The sequence below is a fragment of the Pseudoduganella flava genome, assembly GCF_007830495.1.
GTDB lineage: Bacteria > Pseudomonadota > Gammaproteobacteria > Burkholderiales > Burkholderiaceae_D > Rugamonas > Rugamonas flava.
This window is the reverse complement of the sequence record NZ_VLKW01000027.1, coordinates 1-6,049: the sequence shown is the minus strand read 5'-3', so window position 1 is coordinate 6,049 and position 6,049 is coordinate 1. Positions and strand designations below refer to the sequence as shown.

Sequence of the window (6,049 nt, the reverse complement as noted above, 5' to 3'; positions counted from 1 at the left end):
CCCCACTCTTGGGCACGTTCCGATATATTACTCACCCGTTCGCCACTCGCCGCCAGGCCGAAGCCCGCGCTGCCGTTCGACTTGCATGTGTAAAGCATGCCGCCAGCGTTCAATCTGAGCCAGGATCAAACTCTTCAGTTTAATCTCTGTTTTCTAGCATTGCTGCTAGGGTCACTCACTCAAAATACTGACGAATCATCCGAAGATGATTACGTTTATTTTGTGCGAGCGTTTGATGCTATATATTTTGAGCTATCTGAACCGAAGTTCAGGGCACATCATCAAACGCCCACACTTATCGACTGTTGATTGTTAAAGAATTCTGCCCTTACAGGCCTTGCCGCGCTTCGGGTTAAACCCTTGACAAATCGTTGTGCTTGTCAGCAGCAGAGAAGCGAGATTATGCGGTGTTTCGTGCGTTTCGTCAAGCTTCTATCTTTCTCACATCAAGCTGCTTGTTTCACTTTCGTGACAGCTGCGTTGCTGCGAGGGACAGAACTATAGCAAACGCAGAGCACGTCCGCAAGGCCTAATCGTTCGACACCGTCATCCGGCGATAGTTCCCGTCCGCGGCGATCTGGTCGTCGGTGAACGGCAGCAGCACCAGGGCTTTGGCCGAGTACAGTGGCAGCTGGTCCGCATAGTATGGGGACGTCGGATCCGTCGACTGGCTGTACGCGAGCAGGCCGTGCGCGACGGGGCCTGCCTCATCAAATCGCACGAGCTGGATATAGCTCGTTCCCCACGCCACGTTTTCATAGCCGCGCTCGCTCAAGCCCGTTTTCATGTGCAGTGCGTTGTACACGCCGTCGACGTCGCCGATCCCTCCATGCATCGGATACCGCTGCCCGTTGCGCGTTTCGCTCTGGAATTGGCCAAGTGGAGCGTCCAGTCCGATGCCGAAGGCCAGCAGGCGCTGCGCCGCTTCCTTCAGCATGACAAGCATCGGCGCGACCGCCTGCGCTGCAACACCGCGCGGGGTGCGCACTGGGTCGCCGGGGTCGAACGGGATGGCCCACTTGTCCGGCAGCGCGGACGCATGCAACCAGAACTCCCGGAACAGGATTGCTCCCCTGCTCTGCAGGTCCACCTTCCGATCCCAGCCGCCCAGTACTGCACATGCGGCGACCGTCGTGGCGTCGGTAACACCGCGGCATGCGGCCAGCAGGTCCGGGAGCACCAGTTCCGCCGCGTGAACCCGATTGGAGAACAGCAGCTCCGCCAGGTCGACGATGTCGAGACGTCCCCGCTGCGCCAGCCGCTCGTCAAGCTGCAGGAAGCCCAGCCTTGTACGCAGATGCTGTGGCACACCAACGGCCCCATACAAGGGGGAATACCCGTAAGGCGGCGGGCCCGTCAGCAGTTGACGGCTGTTGGTCAGCCAATAGCTGTCGTTGGAATTGGCGACATAGTCTCGGCGCGCCATGGCGGGTGCGCTGGCATCACTGAAAATGCCGGCCGGCGCGTTGGGATCTCTTCCCCAATGGCAGCTCGTACGGGCGCCGTCGAGCATCAGTAGCGGCGCGAACAACAGGCAGTCAGAAGCGAACTTCGCTGGACTGACGTGTGGCACAACGCTGTAGTCGGCAAAGAGTGTGTTCCCATGGCGATCCGCCGCCACCGTGTTCACCCACGGCAGTCCCATTACGCGCGCGAGTGAGGCTTGCAGTGCCTGGACGCTGTCGGACTTCCCCATTGCGATCCATTGATCGATCAGCCGCGTATTGTCGCGATTTGGATCGGCCAGTACCAGGATGTCGTCCGGGCCGAGCGGTATGCCTGGCATTGCCATCTGCATGCCGAGACCTGACTCGCGGAAGACACGCCGCTTCGTTCGCAGCGTCCCGTCCTGCTGCAACAGGTCGACGTCGACCGCGCGCTCCGTCATCCGCAGCGGCTGGCCGTCGATGAGGTACGTTCCGCCGGACGGGTCCCGTTTATCGAGCGGCAGCCGGAACGTCGTGAAGTGCGCCGCCGTCGTGACCGTATGGGTCCACGCCACGTCCTTGTTGAAACCGATGACGACGATCGGCAGCCCGCCCAGGCTGGCGCCCATCACGTCATACGTGCCCGGGATCGTCAGGTGTACCTGGTAGAAGCGATCGCTGCTGAACCAGGGAAAGTGCGGGTTAGCGAGCAGCATTCCCCTGCCATCGACAGTCGCATCGCCACCCAGCGCGATCGCATTGCTGCCCAGGCCTTCGTTCGTCCACTTGGCAAGAGATGCCTGTATTGGAGCTGGAGACCCTGGCGCATCGCGCGCGGCGGCGACGATCTCGCGTGCAAACAGCTCGCCCGACGCATGCAGGGCCTTCTCGGCGATCAGCAAATACACGTCTTCCACGCTGATCGGCTTGACCCAGGGCACGCCGCGGCAAGCGGCGGGCAGGTCGCCGCCGCGTTCCCGCAAGTAGCGGTTGTATCCGGCTGCGTAGCCGGCCAGCAGCGCCGTCGCCTCGGCACTCGCGGACTGATACGACGCACGCAATCGCGCCGGATCCAGGTAGGCCTTGAAGAAGAAGTCGCTGTCCTCGTTGCGGAGCGCGAAGTTGTGCAGGTTCAGGTAATCGACGAGGACGCTGTACTCGCCAGCCGTGCCGGCCGTTGCCATCGCCTCCCCGCCGAAGTAGCGCGAACGCTCGCCGCGCACGGTGAGAAAGGAGTCCGCCAGCATGCAGACGTTATCCTGGGCATATGCGTAGGCGAGGCCGAAGCCGAGACCTGCAAAATCGTTGGCGCGGATATGCGCGACACCGTAGGAAGTGCGCGTGATGTCGGCGGACAGCGTGACAGGCGCCTGTCGCGGACCGGCGTCATCGCTACAGCCTGCGAGGAGCAGGCAGGACAGTAATACGAGCAGGATTATCCGCATGAATGCGCTCCCCATGACATCCGGCCCATCATGGGGAAGCACTCATCCGGGGCCTTGATGACCCTCAATCGGGCATCCGGCACTTGTATGCCGGATGCTGGTCGCCACCGTTTATTTTGCCGTCAGCACTTGATGGCTGATCCGCTGGGCACGGATCTGCGCTTCCGTGAACGGCAGCGCCGGCAACTTCTTCTGCGAGAACAGCGGCAGCTGATCCGCGTAGTACGCCGACTGCGGATCGACGGACTGCCCGTATGCCAGCAAGCCTTTGGCCACCGGGCCGTCGTTTTCAAAGCCCACCAGCTGGATATAGCCTGTGCCCCAGTCCACGTCGCGGTAACCGGACGACGTCAGCGTACCGCGCATGTGCAGCGAGCTGAAGGAGCCGTCCTCGTCGCCGATACCGCCGTGCAGCGGGTAACGCTTGTTGTTGCGCGTCTCAGTCTGATAGTCGCCCAGCTTGCCGTACACGGGCACGCCCACTGCCTGCAGCTGCTCCGTCGCCTTGCGCAGCGCATCGAGCAGTGCGGCGTCGGCAGCGGGCGAGACGCCGGCCGGCGTGTTGACGGGATCGGCCGGGTTGAACGGCGTTGACCACAGATCGGGAATCGTTCGCGCCACGTTCCAGAATTCGCGGAACAGGACGGCGCCGCGGCTGTCGATGTCTGCCTTCTTGTCCCACGTGGCCAGCGTGGCGCACGAGATCAGCAAGCGCAGGTCGAGCGCCTTCAGGCAGGCGCGCGCCAGCCCTGGCATCACGAGCTCTGCCGCGTAAATGCGGTTCGCAAACATCAGCTGTTGCACATCGTCCGGGCGCAGGAATTGCCGTTCGGCGAGCATGCCCTCGACCTGCTTGAAGGCGATGCGGGTGCGCAGCGTTTGCGGTTCGCCGACCGCGCCGTACAACGGCGAGTACCCATACGGCGCCGGGCCCATCAGGGGTTCCTTCGCATTGGACAGCCAATAAGAATCGTTGGAGTTGGCGACATAATCCTTGCGCACGGTAGCCGGAGCATTGGCTGCGCCGAACACGCCTGCAGGGGAGTCAGGATCCTGCCCCCAGCCGCATTCGCTCCGTGTGCCATCGAAGGCCAACAGCTGTGGCACGAGCAGGCAATCGGACAGGAATTTATCCGTCGTCATATGCGGTACGACGCTGCCGTCGATGTACAGCACGTCGCCGCGGTGGTCGGCAGCCACGGTATTCACCCACGGCAGCCCTTTCACGGCGTGGATCGCACTCTGCAGCGCCGACACGTCGTTCGCCTGCCCCATCTTCAGCCATTGCTCGGCCAGCCGCGTGTTTGCGCGGTTCGCGTCGGCCAGCACGAAAGCGCTGTCCGCAGTCCAGCCGATTCCCGAGTCAGGCATGACGATGACGGCGCCCTGATGGCTGAAGTAGAACGCACGCTCTTTCTTGACCAAGGAACCGTCCGGCTGCAGCACGTCGACGCTGACTTTCCGCTCCGTCATCTTGCGTGGCGCGCCATCGTAGTAATACGTCGTCCCGGCCGGGTCGGACGGATCGAGGGCAAGGCGGAACGTTGTGAAGTGCATCGCGCTGGTCACGGTGTGGGACCAGGCCAGATTCCGGTTGAAGCCAATGCTGACCACCGGCAGGCCGCTCAGGCTCGCCCCCATCGCATCGTAGCGCCCAGGTACCGTCAGGTGCACCTGATAGAAGCGATCCGTGCTCGACCATGGGTAGTGAGGATTGCCAAGGAGAATGCCCTTGCCGTTCGCGCTGGCCGCGCTGCCGATTGCCAATGCATTGCTGCCGACGCCGGCGGGAATACCCCTTGGAATAGCTGTGACGGCGGCGGGCATCGTCCGTGCCAGAGTAACCGGCTCCGCCGGATCCCGAGACGCGGCCACGACCGCGGCGGAAAACGCTTCGCCGCTCGCGTGCAATGCCTTCTCGGCGATGAGAAGATAAACATCATCGACGGTGATGGGCTTTACCCAGGCCGCGTAGCTGCATGCTTTCGGCAGCTTGCCGGCCCGATCCTTCAAAAAGCGGTTATAACCTTCGGCATAACCCGCGAGCAAATCACGCACGTCTGACGAACCGGCCGCATAACTGGCCCGCAATTCATTGAGGTCGAGATAACCCTTGAAAAAGAAATCGCTCTGCTCGTTCGGGAGATTCATGAACAGGTCGAGTCCGGCCCCATATTCCCCGTTCCGCGGCCTGGTGGCGGGCGCATCGCCGCCGAAATAGCGCGAGCGTTCGCCGCGCACCGTCAGCAGCGTGTCGGCCAGCATACACACGTTGTCTTCCGCGTATGCATAGGCCGTGCCATACCCCAAGCTGCGAAAATCCGCCGCCTTGACATGGACGATACCGCGGCTGGTACGGGTGATGTCAGCCTGCACACCGGCCGCAGCATAATCGGCAATGAGTAGCGTACCGCCCAGCAAGGCGACAGTCGAGAGTTTCATCAGGCCTCCAGGAGTAGTTTAGTTATTAAAAATTTATCCGAGGAGGATATCAGCAGCGGAGCCACTGATACTGCGCAGTTCCCAAATAAATATTTTTTCTACAACACAGAGAGGCGGGAGGCTTGTGTGTATAGAATGATCGATCGGCTGCCGCCGATTGTTGAGCATTTTGTGGGGTTATTGCAGGGGGTGCGCCGGTCAACATGCCGGCCCAGACGCCCTGACCATGCGCCTCGATCAAGGCTGCAAAGCCCGAGCGCGATGAAAAAGCCCACCAGGCGAAGCCAGGGAAATCTGGCTGAGCGGTGGACTTTGTGCGCGTAGCGCAAATGAAAAAAACCGCTGCGATCACGCAGCGGGCTTTTCTCGGTAGCGAGGTCGGGCAGTGCCCGGCCGAGCACCCCGCGGTGCCGGCATCGCGAAGCTCAAAGCAAAAAGCCCCACTGACACATGTCAGTGGGGCTTTTCTAAATAACAGCCTGACGATAACCTACTTTCACACTGGTTGCAGCACTATCATCGGCGCAAAGTCGTTTCACGGTCCTGTTCGGGATGGGAAGGGGTGGGACCGACTTGCTATGGTCATCAGGCATGACTTGTACGCAGTGCCGTTCCCAATGGGGCAACGTCACTGCTCAATCCGGAAGAAGTAAAGTTGGGGTACTCATCAGAGTAAATGCACCATAACCGTCAAGGTTATAGGGACAAGCCGTACGGGCAATTAGTATCAGTTAG

The 6,049-nt window shown here is 61.2% G+C and carries 2 protein-coding genes and 2 rRNA genes; all 4 read right to left on the bottom strand.

The features are described from left to right. Nucleotides 1-141 (bottom strand): 16S ribosomal RNA (locus IP92_RS29740); the annotation flags it as partial. Between the two features lie 388 nt (nucleotides 142-529). Further along, a complete protein-coding gene (locus IP92_RS29735; RefSeq protein WP_158206793.1) occupies nucleotides 530-2,872 on the bottom strand; it encodes a penicillin acylase family protein in 2,343 nt (780 codons plus the stop codon). Between the two features lie 111 nt (nucleotides 2,873-2,983). Then, nucleotides 2,984-5,314: a penicillin acylase family protein gene (locus tag IP92_RS29730; protein ID WP_145882340.1), complete on the bottom strand. Its 2,331-nt coding sequence runs from the start codon at nucleotides 5,312-5,314 to the stop codon at nucleotides 2,984-2,986. Between the two features lie 477 nt (nucleotides 5,315-5,791). After that, nucleotides 5,792-5,904: ribosomal RNA gene (gene rrf / locus IP92_RS29725) — 5S ribosomal RNA — on the bottom strand. Nucleotides 5,905-6,049: the final 145 nt, after the last annotated feature.